The 16,979-nt window shown below is 39.5% G+C and carries 21 protein-coding genes and 1 other RNA gene; 5 read left to right on the top strand and 17 right to left on the bottom strand.

Annotation, left to right across the window (positions count from 1 at the left end; translation table 11 throughout):
• Nucleotides 1-48 precede the first annotated feature (48 nt).
• The 11 genes from PTI45_RS08325 to PTI45_RS08275 form a co-directional block, all read right to left on the bottom strand.
• Nucleotides 49-1,338 (bottom strand): DNA polymerase IV, encoded by a 1,290-nt coding sequence (locus tag PTI45_RS08325; protein WP_069327094.1) that lies wholly within the window; start codon nt 1,336-1,338, stop codon nt 49-51.
• A 202-nt stretch (nt 1,339-1,540) separates the two neighbouring features.
• The gene (locus tag PTI45_RS08320; protein WP_069327093.1) at nt 1,541-1,975 is read right to left on the bottom strand and encodes an immunity 26/phosphotriesterase HocA family protein; all 435 of its coding nucleotides are present in this window, start codon (nt 1,973-1,975) and stop codon (nt 1,541-1,543) included.
• Nucleotides 1,976-2,034: 59 nt separating this feature from the next.
• Complete coding sequence (locus PTI45_RS08315; RefSeq protein ID WP_069327092.1) at nt 2,035-2,481, bottom strand: DUF6386 family protein; 447 nt, start codon at nt 2,479-2,481, stop codon at nt 2,035-2,037.
• A 166-nt stretch (nt 2,482-2,647) separates the two neighbouring features.
• Nucleotides 2,648-3,025 (bottom strand): hypothetical protein, encoded by a 378-nt coding sequence (locus PTI45_RS08310; protein ID WP_069327091.1) that lies wholly within the window; start codon nt 3,023-3,025, stop codon nt 2,648-2,650.
• Nucleotides 3,026-3,067: 42 nt separating this feature from the next.
• Nucleotides 3,068-3,442 (bottom strand): hypothetical protein, encoded by a 375-nt coding sequence (locus PTI45_RS08305; protein WP_069327090.1) that lies wholly within the window; start codon nt 3,440-3,442, stop codon nt 3,068-3,070.
• A gap of 13 nt (nt 3,443-3,455) precedes the next feature.
• On the bottom strand, nt 3,456-4,076 hold the full coding sequence (locus PTI45_RS08300; RefSeq protein WP_069327089.1) for an SMI1/KNR4 family protein: 621 nt from the start codon (nt 4,074-4,076) through the stop codon (nt 3,456-3,458).
• Entirely contained in the window at nt 4,069-4,791 is a 723-nt protein-coding gene (locus tag PTI45_RS08295; protein ID WP_069327088.1) for a metallophosphoesterase family protein, read from the bottom strand. Before PTI45_RS08295 ends, PTI45_RS08300 begins: the two co-directional genes overlap by 8 nt.
• A gap of 28 nt (nt 4,792-4,819) precedes the next feature.
• Entirely contained in the window at nt 4,820-5,293 is a 474-nt protein-coding gene (locus PTI45_RS08290) for a hypothetical protein (RefSeq protein ID WP_069327087.1), read from the bottom strand.
• A gap of 12 nt (nt 5,294-5,305) precedes the next feature.
• Nucleotides 5,306-5,848 (bottom strand): hypothetical protein, encoded by a 543-nt coding sequence (locus PTI45_RS08285; protein WP_069327086.1) that lies wholly within the window; start codon nt 5,846-5,848, stop codon nt 5,306-5,308.
• Complete coding sequence (locus tag PTI45_RS08280) at nt 5,845-6,300, bottom strand: tetratricopeptide repeat protein (RefSeq protein ID WP_069327085.1); 456 nt, start codon at nt 6,298-6,300, stop codon at nt 5,845-5,847. The genes PTI45_RS08285 and PTI45_RS08280 overlap by 4 nt, the downstream gene beginning before the upstream one ends.
• A gap of 79 nt (nt 6,301-6,379) precedes the next feature.
• Nucleotides 6,380-6,940 (bottom strand): Imm50 family immunity protein, encoded by a 561-nt coding sequence (locus tag PTI45_RS08275; RefSeq protein WP_069327084.1) that lies wholly within the window; start codon nt 6,938-6,940, stop codon nt 6,380-6,382.
• 186 nt (nt 6,941-7,126) lie between these two features.
• On the opposite strand from PTI45_RS08275, the gene cimA reads away from it, so the two are divergent.
• The gene (gene cimA, locus PTI45_RS08270) at nt 7,127-8,746 is read left to right on the top strand and encodes a citramalate synthase (RefSeq protein ID WP_069327083.1); all 1,620 of its coding nucleotides are present in this window, start codon (nt 7,127-7,129) and stop codon (nt 8,744-8,746) included.
• Nucleotides 8,747-8,994: 248 nt separating this feature from the next.
• A complete protein-coding gene (locus tag PTI45_RS08265; RefSeq protein ID WP_069327082.1) occupies nt 8,995-9,570 on the top strand; it encodes a M67 family metallopeptidase in 576 nt (191 codons plus the stop codon).
• A 27-nt stretch (nt 9,571-9,597) separates the two neighbouring features.
• Here the strand turns inward: PTI45_RS08265 and PTI45_RS08260 are convergent, their stop codons facing one another.
• From PTI45_RS08260 to PTI45_RS08250, 3 genes are read right to left on the bottom strand one after another with little or no spacing between them, the layout of a single operon-like run.
• A complete protein-coding gene (locus PTI45_RS08260; RefSeq protein ID WP_069327081.1) occupies nt 9,598-10,335 on the bottom strand; it encodes an exonuclease domain-containing protein in 738 nt (245 codons plus the stop codon).
• Nucleotides 10,332-11,414: a DUF294 nucleotidyltransferase-like domain-containing protein gene (locus PTI45_RS08255; RefSeq protein WP_069327080.1), complete on the bottom strand. Its 1,083-nt coding sequence runs from the start codon at nt 11,412-11,414 to the stop codon at nt 10,332-10,334. Before PTI45_RS08255 ends, PTI45_RS08260 begins: the two co-directional genes overlap by 4 nt.
• Before the next feature lie 40 nt (nt 11,415-11,454).
• Nucleotides 11,455-12,837 carry an ammonium transporter gene (locus tag PTI45_RS08250; RefSeq protein WP_069327079.1) on the bottom strand — a complete coding sequence of 461 codons (1,383 nt, stop codon included), beginning with the start codon at nt 12,835-12,837 and terminating at the stop codon, nt 11,455-11,457.
• Nucleotides 12,838-13,316: 479 nt separating this feature from the next.
• Here PTI45_RS08250 and PTI45_RS08245 point away from each other — a divergent pair, with 479 nt between their 5' ends.
• Complete coding sequence (locus PTI45_RS08245) at nt 13,317-13,751, top strand: MerR family transcriptional regulator (protein WP_069327107.1); 435 nt, start codon at nt 13,317-13,319, stop codon at nt 13,749-13,751.
• Nucleotides 13,752-13,778: 27 nt separating this feature from the next.
• A complete protein-coding gene (locus PTI45_RS08240; RefSeq protein ID WP_069327078.1) occupies nt 13,779-14,462 on the top strand; it encodes a zinc metallopeptidase in 684 nt (227 codons plus the stop codon).
• A 152-nt stretch (nt 14,463-14,614) separates the two neighbouring features.
• Here the strand turns inward: PTI45_RS08240 and PTI45_RS08235 are convergent, their stop codons facing one another.
• On the bottom strand, nt 14,615-15,298 hold the full coding sequence (locus PTI45_RS08235) for a rhomboid family intramembrane serine protease (RefSeq protein ID WP_069327077.1): 684 nt from the start codon (nt 15,296-15,298) through the stop codon (nt 14,615-14,617).
• Nucleotides 15,299-15,419: 121 nt separating this feature from the next.
• Between PTI45_RS08235 and tpx the strand changes: the two genes are divergently transcribed.
• The gene (gene tpx / locus PTI45_RS08230) at nt 15,420-15,938 is read left to right on the top strand and encodes a thiol peroxidase (protein ID WP_069327076.1); all 519 of its coding nucleotides are present in this window, start codon (nt 15,420-15,422) and stop codon (nt 15,936-15,938) included.
• A 160-nt stretch (nt 15,939-16,098) separates the two neighbouring features.
• Here the strand turns inward: tpx and PTI45_RS08225 are convergent, their stop codons facing one another.
• Together PTI45_RS08225 and ssrS are read right to left on the bottom strand one after the other, a co-directional pair.
• Nucleotides 16,099-16,494 (bottom strand): DUF1499 domain-containing protein, encoded by a 396-nt coding sequence (locus tag PTI45_RS08225; protein ID WP_069327075.1) that lies wholly within the window; start codon nt 16,492-16,494, stop codon nt 16,099-16,101.
• 204 nt (nt 16,495-16,698) lie between these two features.
• A non-coding RNA gene (gene ssrS / locus PTI45_RS08220) (6S RNA) lies at nt 16,699-16,888 on the bottom strand.
• Nucleotides 16,889-16,979: the final 91 nt, after the last annotated feature.

Here is a 16,979-nt window from a genome sequence, read left to right as displayed (position 1 = left end):
TCCCTAAAATTTAAACTATATTTTTTTATTTTAATGTCTATTTATCATCTATTCTTCCATACCTGGTAAGATAACTCCATCTTTTTGTAGCGAAGTTCCTCTGATTTTGTGATTGCGAATCAATACCGAAGGATCATTACCTAACATGCCTGCTGTCAAAATTGCACTTTCACCAAATTTGTCACGTAATTTATCCATTACTTCATTTAACTGTTCTTTGACCGGTTGACGACTATAATCGAACAAATCCATTTGTAGAGCAGCTTCTTCTTTCGGTTGCAAATTCTGAAGAGATACACCCAGCAATCGTACAGGCGCACGATCTCCCCAATGGCGATCATACAATGCGCAAGCTTCACGATAGACTTCATCAGCGGTTTCTGTAGGAACAGCCAGCGATTTGGAGCGGGTGATCGTTTTCATATCTGGCGTACGAATCGTAATCTGAATCGTCTGTGCTATTAATTTCTGACGACGTAATCGGCGACACACCTGATCACTTAGATTGAGCATTACTCTTCTGATATCATCACGTGCTTGAATATCTGCGGGTAATGTTGTGGTATGCCCTATCGACTTACTGACTTCACGATCAATCTCAACAGGCGAATGGTCAATACCGTTAGCCGCTTGTTTGAGCCAGCTTCCCATTACACCAAATCTAGCTGTTAAGCGAGCTTCATCTGCCGCCGCCAGTTGTCCAATCGTGCGAATACCCATATCTACCAATTTGGCAGATGTTTTACCACCTACACCAAATAATTGTCCACATGGCTTATCCCATAACAACTTGGGCATATCTCGTATACGCAAAATCGAAATCCCTTTAGGCTTTTTCATATCAGAAGCCATTTTTGCCAGTAATTTATTAGGAGCAATCCCTATCGAACACGGCAAATGCAATTCGTCCCAGATCCGTTGTTGTAGCTGTTCAGCAATCTGTGGAGGTGTACCGAATTGACTTGAACCGGTGATATCTAGATAACATTCATCAATGGAGGTTGCTTGCAACATTGGCGTGTAACTATAGGCAATATTCATAAATGCCATCGAGTATTGTTTATACAGATAAAAATCAGGCGAAATTAAGATCAGATTCGGGCATTTTTGCAAGGCTTCTCTAACTAACATACCTGTTTTGACGCCACGATTTCTAGCTTCATACGATGAAGTTACCACTATTCCTTTACGAAGTTCAACACTACCCGCAACAGCAGTTGGTTTTCCTTGATATTTGTCAGGTTCTTCCGCCGTATGAACAGAACAGTAAAAAGCATTCATATCCACATGCAGAATGACCCTTCCTTTGGCAGGGTAGTAATTGGCATGATGCCTCAAGCTGATCATCCTCCTTGCCTGTGTAGAGTGCACCCTGTTCCCTTTGCTCGATGATCCGAATCATTTACAATAAATATCGTATGGTTTTATTATATCGTAACTGTATCATTTAGCCTATCCTATCCATCTAAAAATAAGTACAAACGTTCGATATTTTATTATGTATGTATTGGAGCTGAATAGAGATGAATCAATTTCAACCTTATGGATACTGAGCTAGATACTTTTGCACTAATTCATATCCAGCTACAGCAAGTGGAGGATAATCTTGTAATTCACTGATTTCAAGTATTCTGATGTAGTCGTCATTGTGATATAGATGGTTAGAAACGGAGAAATATTGCAACGACGCTTGTTCAGCCGATAATGGAGCATAATCGATGATTTGCCATGTTCCTTGTGCGAGTAATTTAGAGGCGGTAACGATCATGGAGAAAGATCCTCGATAACTTGTAAATAAAAGATACTGTTGTTCCCCGTGATAGACTTCATCTTCTTGAATAGAAAGCACACCAAATGAAAATACCTTTTTAAATCGGTCATGCAGAGCACTAATCACCTGACAAATCGCAAATCGATGATCATGCATTGGAATCACAAAAATATCACCTGCTTTATACTTTACCTTTTTAAGCATCTCCTAACTCCTTTTTGCGTTTATCAATACGTCCTCTAATGAGCTCATTTCCTTATTACTTATCCTATACGAATCAAATCTTTGAACTCGTTCGTAGCTTGCTGATGCTCAGTCCGTAACAGAGCAAATTCAATCTGTTGTTCATTTCGTGCTATTTTCAAATGATAGACACCGGGTTCAACCGTTATATACTGTCCACTGTCTCCATCTTCAGGTTCTAGCTCGCCACCTGTTACATTTTCTGCTGCTCCTGCATACAATTGACCCGAAGGAACATTGATCCACAATTGTACCGATGTTTGTTGTATATCTTCTACCTGTTGCATCGTGTATAAGCCATCTGCGCCTACATTGAGAAAAGCAACATTTCCTAAATTCACTTCTAGTAATTCATCTTCAGGAATAGACCACCAATCGGATGTATCTTCTAACCGATGTTTAAGGGCTTGAAGATCGTAAATACACAATGTAGCTGTGTCTGTCATGACTTGTATTGTATTCAACATGGGAAAGCTCCTTCAGTATAGGTTTGATGATCATTTACAATTCAATCCAATGTTCTTCTGTAGAAATGATCTCTTTGATCGCCTCAATCATTCGCTGTACAGGTGCGTCATGACGATGAAATAAACAATAGATATATACATCATTCCCAACCCAAAGCAATTCACCTCATACATTTCCGAAAATAATGATCTCATCTGCCCATTCCAACTGTATCTCTAACCATGTAACCAGTGAGCGAATAAAGGCTTTGAGCTCACGATCTTTGGTCTGATAAGCTTTCATTTCGGCTAATATATTTGCCCAGAGCGCTTTGGCGATCGGATTAAATCCTGTTGTATCAAAGTATCCATATCGATCATTGGTCACCGGATCAACAATCGGATAATGCTTTTTCAGATAAGGCATCAAATAATCAAAATCACCCGCATAAATAAAAACAGAATCGGCTTCAATCTGATTCCACTTTTCACCATAACGCGCAGGCAATAATTCATATCCTAGTAGTCCATCAGCTTTACTATGCTTATAGGTAATAGCTTTCATTGGTACACCCTCATTTCTTATGAAATGACATCTGTTTGCAATTTACTTTTCACCAGAATATGGGAACGGATACATGTACGACTTCATCCATTGTTGCGTTTGCTCGTGAGTGGACGACTTCACATACGGTTGCTCTTGCTCTAGACGCTTCAGCTTTTCCTCAACAAATGTTTCATTCATCAGAGACGATTGATTATAAAACGAAGCCGAACTTTCAGCCATATCACTTGCTTTCATGATTTTATAAAGTAGACTATTCAGCGAATCACTGCCTGCATACAATAGTGAATCTGTTTCTTCACAAGCAAATTTCAGATACAACATTGCTTTTTGAAAAGCAATAATCTCCGCTTGATTGACCTCTATCGTTCGCAACGGTCCATCCCGCTCATCGTCTTGCTCTATAAATGGATTCATTTGCACCCACCTCCTACCTGCTTGGATTCAATAACGATTGATCTAACCAGAGTTCATACCAATCCAAAAAATGTAAGCGATTGGGATTATCAAAATAATGATCTGGATATATTCCTCCATCATTAAATCGATCATCTACCCATATTTCTCCGTAACTGTTCCCTCGTACAATCAAATTAATCGATACACCGCAACCATAATTACTAATTCTCAGCATTCCATCTGCCCATTTGGCATCATACATAGCTTCTTCATCAATCTCATCTTCTGCCTCTTCCTCAGCAAGCAATAGATTCCACGATTCAGCAAACCGAAAATCAGCTGAAATATTCACCAGTCCGAATGCTTCATTTTTATCATCTAAAGATTCATAAATGCCATCTGCTAACCGTTCTAATCCGTAATAAGGCCCTGCTCCACCATCACCGATCTGTAATAAAAACGCTCGATAATCCGCAGGTAATACGATTTGATGTTGTTGTTCAAACGCAGTGATTTCAGCTTCAGTTTGGACAGTATTTAGTCGATACTGATGATGAAAAGCACCAAATACTTGAAATGTACTATCTTCTATCCGCAATTGCTCCAACTTATCATGGATTCGTATGAGTTGAGTCTGAATATGCTCACTCATTATGTATAATCTCCTTTCGATCTGAAATAACAAAAAGATCGTTGTAAAGTAACCGCTGACGATCCGGTAACTGTACATCTTGATGGAAATGACCAAAATACCATTGTTGATAATCCAATCGATTCTGAATATGCTGAAAATAATCATGCATCGGATCAGCAACCACTTCTGTTGCATAATGTTGTTTTATCCACTCTAAGCTTTGATAAGTACACGTATGAGTGATCACAATATCCACTTTCCAATGATGTTTTTCAAGATTAGCCAGACCTAATTGATATTCATCTTTACTAGGCATTTCACGAGCCCACCATGACTTTCCTTCACTCCGAAATGCTTGGTCATGTGAAGCAGCCCCTCCAAATGTAAAAAAGGTTAATCCTTCTATCTCATACACTTGTCCGCGCATCAGATGTAATACACTATTATTGATGCGATGCACCAATCCGCCGTGCCATGATTCTATCGGGTATTGTTCTAGCAGATCAAAGTTTTCGTGATTTCCATCTATAAATAATGTTGTAAATGATTTGGTCTGATCTAGCCATTTCAACCAGTATTGATCTTCTTTGTCTCCGTTCCAGATCAATCCAAAGTCACCTGCTATGATCACTACATCTTGCTTATTCAACTTCTTTTGCTCGGGAAAATTCCATCTGTTAAATCGTGTATTCACACTATGTGTACCATGAATATCGCCTGTGATATAGATCATCGTAGCAAGCTCCTTTCACCGATATAGACTAGCTATGGATCGTACATTGATCCAATTGTACCCATAAGTTCTGCTCATCATAGCCACTAACAATACCGGTTACCGTTAATCCTACTCCGATCGGTTGTCCATTCATCTGTTCAGGCAATGTTGTTGTATCGGCAATTGCATACACATGCTCATTCAATTGAATAAGACAACCTTGCGGATAGAACATACGTAATATGCCTGTTACCGAATCACCGGGCAAGTACTGTTGTTTGTAATAATCCCATTGCTTTCGATAGGATGAGATTGCAGATTCCCATATTATTTCAAATTCAATTAGACCAATCTGTTCATCCGGTTCAAAATCAACTTCTTTCTCAGCGAGCATAAAATCAGGCGCAATCGATACTTTGGATTGACCTTCTGCTATCACAATCTGGCGATAAGCTACCCGTTGATCATCCAATTCAAAATAGTATATTTCATCTTCAAATAACGATTTGATATACTGCACAATCGACCCTCCTTATTCCAAGTACTCCATACAGTCCTGTAGGGTATTTTGCATATCTTGATCTGTCGTATGACGTGAAATATTTTCAAATATAGGTAAAGCTTGCTTCAGAAGTAGATAACTGTAGACATAATAATTGAAAAAGATTTCTGAATCATATCCGCGAGGTTCTTCATTGTCCCATTCTAATTCATCATCTTGATCATCGTTATCCCAAAGATACGTTTCTTCTAATAAAAGAGGCATTGCATCCAGTGTCTGCTCTGTATCTTCCAACTGTTCGTGTTCAGAAAGAGCTTCAATTACTCCTGCATACAAATCAATCTCTGCTGCGCTGACTTCATCTGGTGATTGAAGAGATAATTCTTTTAACAAAAAGAATAGTAACCATGGTGTGACCTGCCATAATGTCGATTGATGTTCTACGATATTGGATAGACCACTGTAATTCCTTTTGGCGATCATTTGAGGAACTTCTGTCGCTCTCCCGTAAGGCGTAGTGATCCGATTCCATGGAATATCTTGAATAGTTAATTGATCTAAAGAAACTGTCATTGGGTCTCCTCCTTTTCCGTTTGTTTTATCTGTGTATAGAATTGCAGATATTTGCGATCGAATCCTTGAAAAGCACGTGTACCACCAAATTGATAGGCTTGTTCAAACCATGTATATGCTTCGGACGTATCCCCTGTCTCATAACAGGTTATACCGACATTTATTCGGGCTGAAGTATGTCTAGGATTATCTTTTACTGCTTCTAGAGCAAGCAGTGCCCATTTATGAGCCTGTTGATAATCCTGACGATCCATATAGACACTTACTTTACATGAAGCAATCCATTCTGTAAGATCCCAGTGCGCTATAGGCTCTGGAAGCAGCTCCCAAGCCTCTGTATATTTATCTAACGCTTGATCCCATTTATGATCTTCGTGAGAACGATTTCCTTGTTCTACAATAGCTACAATGTGATCGGATAACGGTTGATTATAATCTTCCAAATTAGGCATATCTATCCCCCTTTATCCCTTACAGATATATTTCTTCAAAGGTCGTCCTCTTAAGTCTGAGGTAACCTTTCCATAGAGCTTACGATTTCAACTCTGCTTTGATACCTCCACAGAAGAAACTACCTGACATGCCTCTTGCTGCTTCAATATCAACGACCATCAATGTTTCATCATAACGGAAATCCATCTCAGCGATTTCATTCTTCTCCATATCCGGTGCTGAAAATTCAATCTCAGTCGCTTCCAAAAAAGTAAGCTTGATCGTATGATCTGCAAAAGGTTCTGCCAATTGAACATCTAACTCCACTTTGTCTTTACCAATAGTATGATCAGTTATTACCCCATGTTCGAAGTCAGGAAAATGCCCTAATTTGGCAATAATCTCTTTACTCCCTACAATCGATACTGTCGGTGAAAATGCCAGTTGGATCACAACTTGATCGCCCCACTCTAGCGGTTCGTCTGTTGAAATATATAGCTGAATCGCATCTGCTGTTAATTCACGCACACTTGCGACTACATAATCACCCGCAGATACCATGACCACATCGTGTGGATCAAACGGTAAAGGTTGTTCTGACGTATAATAAAGGGTGAATACCTTGTTATTTTGTTCAACTTTTTGAATATGTAATTGCATGATGTACTGCCTCCTAGTAAACTAAATAAAATCAAAATTATCGTATCCCTTACATAAGTGAGGTGATATAATAATAAATTATACTAAAAAACAATGCTTTATTGACACCCCACTTCACAAATGATTAACGAAACACTAAAAAAAGCTATTCATTTTTTTGCACAAATGAAGGAGGAACTCCCCATTATGTCAAAGTCCATATCGATTTTCGACACTACGCTTCGTGACGGTACTCAAGGTGAAGGTATCAGTTTGTCCGCAGATGACAAGCTCAAAATCGCCAAAAAACTTGATGAGCTTGGTGTTCATTATATTGAAGGCGGTATTCCCGGAAGCAATGGCAAAGACATTGAGTTTTTCAAACGAGTACAGACACTTGGATTACATGCCAAAATCACAGCCTTTGGTAGTACACGTCGTAAGGGGAGTATTGCCCATCAGGATGATAATCTCAAACGCATGATCGAATCCGGTGCACAAGCCGCTACATTAGTGGGTAAGTCTTGGGATTTTCATGTGCATACAGCACTTCAGACTACACTTGAAGAAAATCTAGCGATGATTGCAGATTCAATCTCCTATTTGAAGCAACAAGGAATGGAACTCATTTTTGATGCTGAACACTTTTTCGATGGGTACAAAAACAATCCTGAATATGCAGTAGAAGTATTACGTACAGCACGCCAAGCAGGTGCAGATTGGTTAACCATGTGCGATACCAATGGTGGTACACTTCCACATGAAATTTATGAAATCGTATCCAGATTAAATCTTGAACTTGACGGCGCTCCTCTAGGAATTCATACACATAACGATTGCGAACTAGCTGTAGCTAATACATTAAGCGCTGTGCAAGCCGGAGCAAGACAGATTCAAGGTACAATGAATGGATATGGTGAGCGTTGTGGTAATGCTAACCTTTGTTCTATCCTACCCACACTACAATTGAAAATGGATTATACCTGTATCAGTAACGAACAGATGGCTCAATTAACGAATACAGCAAGGTATGTTAGCGAAATTGCGAATGTGCATATGCCTATTAATCAGCCTTATGTTGGAAATGCTGCTTTTGCCCATAAAGGAGGTATTCACGTTTCTGCTATTTTGCGTGATTCTAGAACTTATGAGCATATCGAACCTGAGAAAATCGGTAACAAACAGCGTATTCTTGTCTCTGAATTAGCAGGACAAAGCAATATCCTTTCTAAAGCGAAAGAAATGGATCTGATCCTTGACCCTGAAAATGAAAATACCAAACAGATTATTGGTAAAATCAAAGATTTGGAGCATCAAGGATATCAATTCGAAGGTGCAGATGCTTCGCTTGAATTGTTGCTACGTGAAGCCAATGGTGAAATTAAAGAATTATTCGTTTTTGAATCGTTCAAAATGTTGGTCGAGAAAAATGCAGGTTCTGCTGTTGTATCTGAAGCTTTTGTTAAACTCAAAATCGGTGGAGACAGTATCTACACTGCCGCTGAAGGTAATGGTCCGGTGAATGCACTGGATAATGCACTTCGTAAAGCTTTGGTTGAACATTATCCGAATTTACGTGAAATGCATCTATCGGATTATAAAGTTCGTGTATTAGATGAAGCAGACGCAACCGCTTCTAAAGTCCGTGTATTGATCGAATCACAGAATCTAAGCAATACTTGGAGTACGGTCGGCGTATCTGCTAACGTTATTGAAGCCAGTTGGGAAGCATTGGTAGACAGTATCCGTTATGCTCTTATTGGACAAGCTTTGCCTGATCAGAATCTATCTAACGGCCCTTCTATTCATGGGATCGTGAACCATTAATAAGAGATTGTAAGATGTTTACGATAACTTCGCACTGTAATGCTTCATAGCGTTAGAGAGCGTGATCCACTTCTGTATCTATTAGTTATATGATGAATATCAAAAATAAGGTTCTGGATCGTATATCTTTTGGATATAGGTCGCAGAGCCTTATTTTATGAAACGTTCTATAAATACATATTTATTATAATAAAAAAAGTGACTCTCCTGATTGCATGGAGAGTCCAATAAAGAGAGGGGTAAATACAATGGCAGACCTGCTGCGCACAGATAGGGAGACTGACATCTCCATTCGTCCAACAGCCCTACAGCTACTGACCGACCATATGAGCAGTTCCCTATCCTCAGAAGTCTGCGGGGTATTGCTCGGTAGAAAAGCAGCGGGAGGTATGCGCATCGAATCCTATCGGAAGCTACGCAACGTTGCACCTGACCCGCTGCACCACTTCCTGTTTGACCCTATCGAATGGGTTCAATGTTGTTATCAAGAGACTGACTTGATCGGCATTTTTCATTCCCATCCATTGTCTGCTCCTATACCTTCTTCCACAGATCTTATTCAATTACAGCAATTTGGTGCTTTGACCCCTATTTATCTAATTGGATCATCATCTACTGCTTTATCTGATCAGCCACAATGGATAGATCGTTCATGGCTTATGATCTCAGATCAAGATCATGTACACAAAGACCATTTGTATACCTACAATACGCAATCTTTGGCTATAGCAGGTTATCAAGTGATCACGGATAATTTAGCAGATTCAACTGCCTCAGATACACCTTTGTATACATTGCAATCTTGCGCATTGAGACTGGTTTAAATCATATTAATTTCTTTGAAATCAATCTTAGAAATTACTCAAATAAGCATACAAATCTTCGAGTGTATCCACCTGTTTATGACGCATTAGACGAAGGTACTCTCCCCATAACGAAGCTGTCATTTTGGCATCTTCTAGTGCATGATGGCGAAGTGTAATCGGAATACGTGCTTCTTCCAATAATTCATCTAATCCGTAACTACCAAGTGAAGGTTTAAGCCATTTGCCGATCATCATTGTATCCAGTATCCGATGTGTTAATTGGATTTTGGATGTTTTCCATAAAGCGGCATTGAGAAATGCTTTATCATGCCCTGTACCATGAGCAATCAATACCGATCTACCGACAAAAGCCATAAAGTCATGCAACCCGTCGATTAGCGAAGGTGCACCTTCAATCATTTCCTGGGTAATACCTGTCAGCTCTGTAATATTTTCAGGAACATTGGCTTTGGCATTTACTAACGTATAAAATTGTTCATCTGTCACTTTATCGCCAATCATTTTGACCGCTCCGAAAGATAATATCTCATCTCCATGTTGAGCATGAAATCCCGTCGTCTCCAGATCGAAAACGACGGTCTCTAACTTGCTCAGTGGCATATACAATACTTCAGGGCGACGCTGTTCACGAGAAAGAGATCTTATAAAAGCCATTTGCTGTGCAGAAGGAGCACCGAATACGGAAGCAATAGCAGATGGAACACCACCACTACGCAGACTGCGCCAAAAACCATTGTTCGCTGTTTTCACTGGCTCTTTCATAAGCGTCTCCTTTCTAAAAAGCGTAATTGCCGTTGAAGTACACGATGTGCTTTTTTCACTGTTCCCAGACTATCTCGAAGCTCATGGAAAAGAGGTCTTTGTTTCCAATCTTTTTGCGGCATAAATCCAGTACCGATATACAATCCATCCACTTGCTGTACAGGTGTAGAATTACGCATACGCAGTGCTGTTAAAAAAGCTTCTTGCATCATTTCCAGTAGCGATAACGTGGTTGCTTCTAATTGAATAAGCCGTTCTAATCGCTTTAATGTAGAAGATTCATAGATCCCATGTTGTAATGCCAGATAACGTGATGCATTAACAAGCGGAATATAAATACCATACTTTACATCGAAATCACCTGCATGCTCGCCAAATCGTTCAGCCACGACCTGACCCAATACATTGAGTGTTGCTTTGTGACGAACGGTATTTCGCAAAACTGCCGCTGGTAATTGAGGTGTTTCTTTGATCCCTCCATATAACGTATCTAACCATTCATTTGAAAGTTCAGTATCCCCTGCCATATGCCTCATATCGGAAGCGATAATCCAATTACGAACAGGCTCCCAACTGAGATCACTACGCCATGTATTCAATTGAGTACGCCAATCGGTTAGCGTTTTACGCCACATCGGCTCAGAGCACATCACTTTTCCCTGACATTTCTCATAACCTATCGCTTCTAATATATCTGCAAGTGTACTGCCAAATTGTTTGAAATAATCTTCTTTGCCCTCATGAGGTTCATCACTTATGATCAATCCATTGTCTTGATCGCTCCAAAGTGTAGATTCTAATCTCCCTGCGCTACCGAAAACAATAAAAGAATATGCAACAGGAGGCGGACCGTAGCCCGCCTCACTTAATTGTTTTTCACAAATGGCTACTGCCTGTTGCATTACATGATCGTGCATTTCATTGACCTTCTTTACCCACTGACGCGTGTCGCTATCCGGCAAAGCTTGATACAATTCGGTCTGCATCGATATGCGCTTTTCTTTCAATAATTGCGGAGTATCAGCATCGGCAAGATCACGCAAGGGAAGATCAAAAGAATATTCATTCATCAGCTTCATCCCCTACTGCTCTTTCTTCATGATGTTGGAGAAAAGAGCGTTATTTGCGCGCATCTTCACCTAATGCTCTCATTTGCTCAGGATAACCATAAGAACCATGTTCACTAATATCTAGACCCATCATTTCTTCTTCTTCAGTAACACGAATACCATTGATCGATTTCATGATCCATAAGATAAGAAGAGAGATCACGAGAACAAAGATAAATGTACCGATCATCCCTAGCAACTGAACACCCAATTGATGGAATCCACCGCCATAGAACAATCCTGGAGAACCAACGCCTGTTTTTTCTACTAATTCCGGTGTAGCGAAGAATCCTGTAGAGACTGCTCCCCACATACCTGCAATACCATGAACAGAGAACGCATAGATCGGATCATCGATTCCTGCTTTTTCAAACCATTGTGATGTAAAGAAGGTTACAATACCTGCTACCAGACCGATTACGATAGCCGCCCATACATCGACAAAAGCACAAGAACCGGTAATCGCTACAAGTGCAGCAAGCACACCATTTAACATACTTGGGATATCTGCTTTACCAAAAACAACCCATGAGATCAATAGAGCGGCTACACCACCTGCTGCGGCTGCAAGGTTAGTTGTCAGCGCCACATAAGTGAAGAATCCATCATTTAATGTAGATAGCGCACTACCCGGGTTAAAGCCCATCCAGCCGAACCAGAGAATAAATACACCGACTACAGAATAAATCTGGTTATGACCTGGAATAATATTAGGCTTACCATCTTTATTGTATTTACCAAGACGAGGTTTGAGCATTAATGTAGCGGCTAGACCTGCTGTTGCACCTGTCAAATGGACAACGGTAGAACCTGCATAATCCTGCATCTCCATAGCGCCTAACCATCCGCCACCCCATACCCAGTGAGCAATGATCGGGTAAATAATAACCGTAAACAAAATACCGAAGATAATATACACACTTAACTTCGCACGTTCAGCAAATCCGCCAAAAGCAATAGATAAGGAGACTGCTGCGAAAGCAAGGTGGAAAAGGAACATCATTGAGATTGGAATACCAAGCCCAGATAGTGCATCAAACGACCCCATCATTCCTTCGCCACTTAAGAAAAATCCTTCATACCCGAAAAATCCATTACCATTACCAAATCCAAGACCAAAACCAAAAGCCCAGAAAGCAATGAGTGCAATACCCAGTGTAAGAATTGTTTTACCTGCAACGTGACCCGCATTTTTCATACGTACTGAACCCGCTTCTAACAGTGCAAAACCAGCTTGCATGAATAACACCAGTGCGAACGCCAGGAACACGAAGAACGTGTTAAGTCCTGTTGATACCTCAGCTGTTGTAACCTCAGCTGCTGCAAAAGCACTTAATGGAAAAGCAAGAAGGGTTGATGCCGCTAACCCCATAACGGCCCATTTTTTTCTCATATAACCCACTCTCCTTATGTAATATTACTTCACATGTCGTGAAATCCTTAATGTCATTATAATCAGAATAATGAAAGAATGACAAGAGTTAATTTTCAATTTTTGAAAATATTTTGTTTCTTACATCTACTCTTACTTTAATTCTTTACCGTTTAACATCGTCAAAGTGCAGTGAATTCAAGCTTTTGAGCGATTTTGATCCTAATTTTTATACGTATTTTTATATTTATAATAATGACTACTTTGTATACTATTTATATAGTATTCAGATCATTTTCATCTAAATTTAAGGGATCGTGATTATACTAGATTTAAGTCTTCCTTCATATACTGTGACAGAATATGTAAAAGCAAGCATAACGTTACACTGTATGGTTTGACTGCAACGTTTGTATTCCTGTAATATAAACAAACAGGATGCAAACTCAAGGGATCCTGTTTTGATCATGACTATAAATGGGGGTGGATACCTTGGGGATATGAAACTTTATCGGATCGGCGAATTAGCCAAAACAGCCGGCATTAGTGAACGTACAGTTGATTACTACACTAAGCTCGGATTGATACAACCAGAAAGTCGTTCCTTAAAAAACTATAGGCTCTATAGTTTTGAAACCTTAATACGATTGGAACGTATAACAAAGTTAAAGCAGGACAAATACACTCTTGATGAAATTAGAGATAAACTGCACGCCTGGGATCGGGTTTCAGACGAAGAACAGGTTACGCAACGACTCACCGAGTTGGAACAACACATGCTTCAATTGCAACGCGAAGTACGTGAACTCGAACCTTTACTTTCACAAATGAAGCCTAATCAAGCCAAACGTGCATTTGTTAATCTGATTCCTCAAAGTGCCGCCTGTATCGAGGCGTTAAAATTCCTGCTAGGTCAAAGTTCAGGCATGATGTAATTTGTCTATACTATGGAGGAATGAGAAATGAGTATTAATGCTTTCTTTTGGATCTTAATTATTCTTGCGTTTGGATTAACCATCTGGGCACAATTTAGAGTTAAAGGTACATTTAAGAAATATTCTGAAGTTCCTAATGCACGAGGTCTTACCGGTTATGAAGCAGCACGTCATATGTTAGATAGTAATGGTCTTCAAGATGTTCCTATCGAACCTGTACGTGGAACGCTAAGCGACCATTATGATCCTGTTCATCGGGTAGTACGTCTTTCTGAAGATGTATATTACCAAAACAGTATTTCGGCTGTATCTGTAGCTTGTCACGAAATTGGTCATGCGATTCAACACAAAACGCATTATCCGATGCTTGCACTTCGTCACCGTATCTTCCCGGTTGTTAACTTCACATCCGGTGTAGCTCCTTTTCTAATTCTTGCAGGTGCTATTTTTGGTTCATTTAATCTTTTGGGACTGGGTATTATTTTCTTCTCGGCTGCTGTTGTATTCCAATTGGTAACTTTACCTGTTGAGTTTAACGCAAGTAATCGTGCAAGAGATATTATGGTTGCTGAAGGTTATGTAACGAACGAAGAAGAACGTAGTGTAGGTAAAGTATTGAATGCTGCTGCTCTTACGTATGTAGCGGCTGCGCTATTGTCTGTACTTGAATTGTTACGTCTTGTCTTTATGTTTGCAGGTAACCGTGACTAAGAACGTTATCATCAGATGACTGTCTAATCATTAAATTCAATAGATTCCAAACAAAAACCACTTTCGATGTATAGAAAGTGGTTTTTGTTGGTTTACACTCTATCTTTATTTTATCTAACCGACTAAAGATTGGTGGTATAGATCGAACAAGATCATTCCATTTTGTTTTGATTTTCTTTTTCTGACAGTGCTTTGGCATAAGCTTCTGCCAAACGTCTCCATCGTCCACGTAATCCAGTCAATCGCAACATCAATCCGTAAATAAAGAATCCAGCGATTAAACCGCCTACATGTGCCCAGATGCCAATACCCGGAACAACGAAGGTGAAAATAAGACCCAGCCCTAAAATCGTGTACATCGTCTTACGAGAAGCCTCATCCATAATTTGACGCTGGAACAACGCTATATATAAAAATGCTCCATAGATACCATAGATGGCTCCAGATGCCCCAACTGCAACTACACCAGTAACGGATTGTTGATACAGTTCCCAACTGATTACATTTCCGATAATACCACTCGCCATATACAGAACTACATAACGCCAGCTTCCAATTAAACGTTCAAGCGGTGGAGCAAATACAATAAGTCCAAAGCTATTCGATAACAAATGGCTAAATCCATTATGCAGAAAGATAGCTGTAATTACTCTCCACCATTCGCTATATGCTGGATGATTTGTAACAGCTCCATAATCAGCTAATGTCTGCAAATTGGTCGAACCGCCATTAAAGCTTAAAAAGATAAACACTGCAACATTAATCAATAATATCAAAGAAGTGACTGGATAATACCGTAAAAAACTTTTCCAATTCTCATAACGGACAAATAACATAGGATCTTCCTTTACTGAATATAGTAGTGAACTGCATTTTTGATTTATTACCCTCACTCTATTATAATGAATTTTGGTTAAGATTGCGAAATGATAGCAAGATATAAGGAGGCAATATGATATGGTACAAGAACGTACAGGCGTAGCTACTTTTAAAGGAAACCCTATTACTCTTATTGGCCCTGAACTTAAAGTAGGCGATCAAGCTCCTGCATTTAATCTGAGTAAAAATCTACTTGAACAAGCAACACTTAGTGATTACGCAGGTAAAGTAAAATTGATTAGTGTGGTTCCTTCTCTGGATACAGGTGTATGTGATGCACAGACACGTCGTTTTAATGAAGCCGCTTCTGAACTAGGCGATGACGTAATCGTTCTGACGATCAGTGCAGACCTTCCTTTTGCTCAAGCAAGATGGTGTGGTGCAGCTGGTGTAGATCGTGTCGTTACTCTATCTGATTATCGTGATAACTCGTTTGGCAAGGCTTATGGTGTATTGATTAAAGAATTTGTAATTGATATGCGTTCGATTTTTGTCATTGATCAAAACGATGTTATTCAATATGTTGAATACTTGCCAGAAATGGCTGAACATCCAGACTATGACAAAGCAGTTGCAGCCGTCAAACAATTGCTATAATCTAGCTTCAATAAGTATTGCGCAGTAAGAATCTAATCCTTAGTATTACGGTAGACTATCGTTAACGTTCCAAAAAAAGAAGCTTCCTACTCACGGTATGTGAATAGGAAGCTTCTTTGAAGTCGTATACCAAATACGTATGTATGAAGCATGGGCTTCATTAGGTACTGGTTGTTTTGTATTGTGCTAGCTTTTTATCCAAAGAACCAAAAAGATTCAGGATATTACGATAATTTGCTCCTAGATCACCTAATGATCCACGAGAAGCAGAATAAATATCGATGGCACTACGCACAGGACTTACCGATACAATCGATACGGTAATATCCATTGTCCGTCCAAAACCTGTTTTTTTCTCCAGTATAATTTCGCCTACACTTGGAACTTCATGCAGTACTTTATAACCCGGAATTTTTTTGAGGGTTGAAGAAACTTCTTCCCATGCTCTTTCACGGGACAGATTGTAATATCTTGTTTTCATTTGAGGATCTTTGGCACGATCGCCTGTTCCTTCTTGGCTACGTATAATCCCCACCAATGTTCTCTTTAACGACAAGATTTTTCCTCCTTTACATGTGAAGCCTACCTTATTCTAAGTGTATCATTAGTACCTGAATAATAAAACTAATATTATGTAAGCGCACACGAAAAACGCCCTATTCTATCAATTCTTTTACAGAACTGTAGCTAGAGCGCTCTCGTATTCAATAATTCGGTCATTCACACTACACCAACCTCTTGCTTACTGATGAATCTACTAAAAAGTCCCGCATATGCCGTCTGATTACATTGCCTTCGAACCTGCGTAGCAGGTGGGTGATCGCAAAACTGTTTTTGAAGTCCCCGCATCCAATGGATAGGGCTGGTCAGCTACAGTTCAATTTGAATCTCCCAAGACATTGTTATTGGTTCAAAACAACAGATAATCAAAACGTACATTGCAGGATGTAAATTCATTATAAACCTCGTGTAGCGAATTGTAAACCTTTACACCATTTTTTTCCTGATATCTATTTTTGAACGATAATAAGGAATAAAATA

It is taken from the genome of Paenibacillus nuruki (assembly GCF_001721045.1).
GTDB classification, from domain to species: domain Bacteria; phylum Bacillota; class Bacilli; order Paenibacillales; family Paenibacillaceae; genus Saccharibacillus; species Saccharibacillus nuruki.
This window is presented reverse-complemented; position numbering and strand designations above follow the sequence as displayed.

Bases quoted from the DNA above. Each gene is read 5' to 3' on its own strand.
- PTI45_RS08320 (WP_069327093.1), bottom strand. From the start codon at position 1,975: ATGCTTAAAAAGGTAAAGTATAAAGCAGGTGATATTTTTGTGATTCCA.
- PTI45_RS08245 (WP_069327107.1), top strand. From the start codon at position 13,317: ATGAAACTTTATCGGATCGGCGAATTAGCCAAAACAGCCGGCATTAGT.
- PTI45_RS08305 (WP_069327090.1), bottom strand. From the start codon at position 3,442: ATGAATCCATTTATAGAGCAAGACGATGAGCGGGATGGACCGTTGCGA.
- PTI45_RS08255 (WP_069327080.1), bottom strand. From the start codon at position 11,414: ATGAAGCTGATGAATGAATATTCTTTTGATCTTCCCTTGCGTGATCTT.
- PTI45_RS08300 (WP_069327089.1), bottom strand. From the start codon at position 4,076: ATGAGTGAGCATATTCAGACTCAACTCATACGAATCCATGATAAGTTG.
- PTI45_RS08250 (WP_069327079.1), bottom strand. From the start codon at position 12,837: ATGAGAAAAAAATGGGCCGTTATGGGGTTAGCGGCATCAACCCTTCTT.
- PTI45_RS08285 (WP_069327086.1), bottom strand. From the start codon at position 5,848: ATGACAGTTTCTTTAGATCAATTAACTATTCAAGATATTCCATGGAAT.
- cimA (WP_069327083.1), top strand. From the start codon at position 7,127: ATGTCAAAGTCCATATCGATTTTCGACACTACGCTTCGTGACGGTACT.
- tpx (WP_069327076.1), top strand. From the start codon at position 15,420: ATGGTACAAGAACGTACAGGCGTAGCTACTTTTAAAGGAAACCCTATT.
- PTI45_RS08295 (WP_069327088.1), bottom strand. From the start codon at position 4,791: ATGATCTATATCACAGGCGATATTCATGGTACACATAGTGTGAATACA.
- PTI45_RS08265 (WP_069327082.1), top strand. From the start codon at position 8,995: ATGGCAGACCTGCTGCGCACAGATAGGGAGACTGACATCTCCATTCGT.
- PTI45_RS08310 (WP_069327091.1), bottom strand. From the start codon at position 3,025: ATGAAAGCTATTACCTATAAGCATAGTAAAGCTGATGGACTACTAGGA.
- PTI45_RS08240 (WP_069327078.1), top strand. From the start codon at position 13,779: ATGAGTATTAATGCTTTCTTTTGGATCTTAATTATTCTTGCGTTTGGA.
- PTI45_RS08280 (WP_069327085.1), bottom strand. From the start codon at position 6,300: ATGCCTAATTTGGAAGATTATAATCAACCGTTATCCGATCACATTGTA.
- PTI45_RS08315 (WP_069327092.1), bottom strand. From the start codon at position 2,481: ATGTTGAATACAATACAAGTCATGACAGACACAGCTACATTGTGTATT.
- PTI45_RS08275 (WP_069327084.1), bottom strand. From the start codon at position 6,940: ATGCAATTACATATTCAAAAAGTTGAACAAAATAACAAGGTATTCACC.
- PTI45_RS08260 (WP_069327081.1), bottom strand. From the start codon at position 10,335: ATGAAAGAGCCAGTGAAAACAGCGAACAATGGTTTTTGGCGCAGTCTG.
- PTI45_RS08235 (WP_069327077.1), bottom strand. From the start codon at position 15,298: ATGTTATTTGTCCGTTATGAGAATTGGAAAAGTTTTTTACGGTATTAT.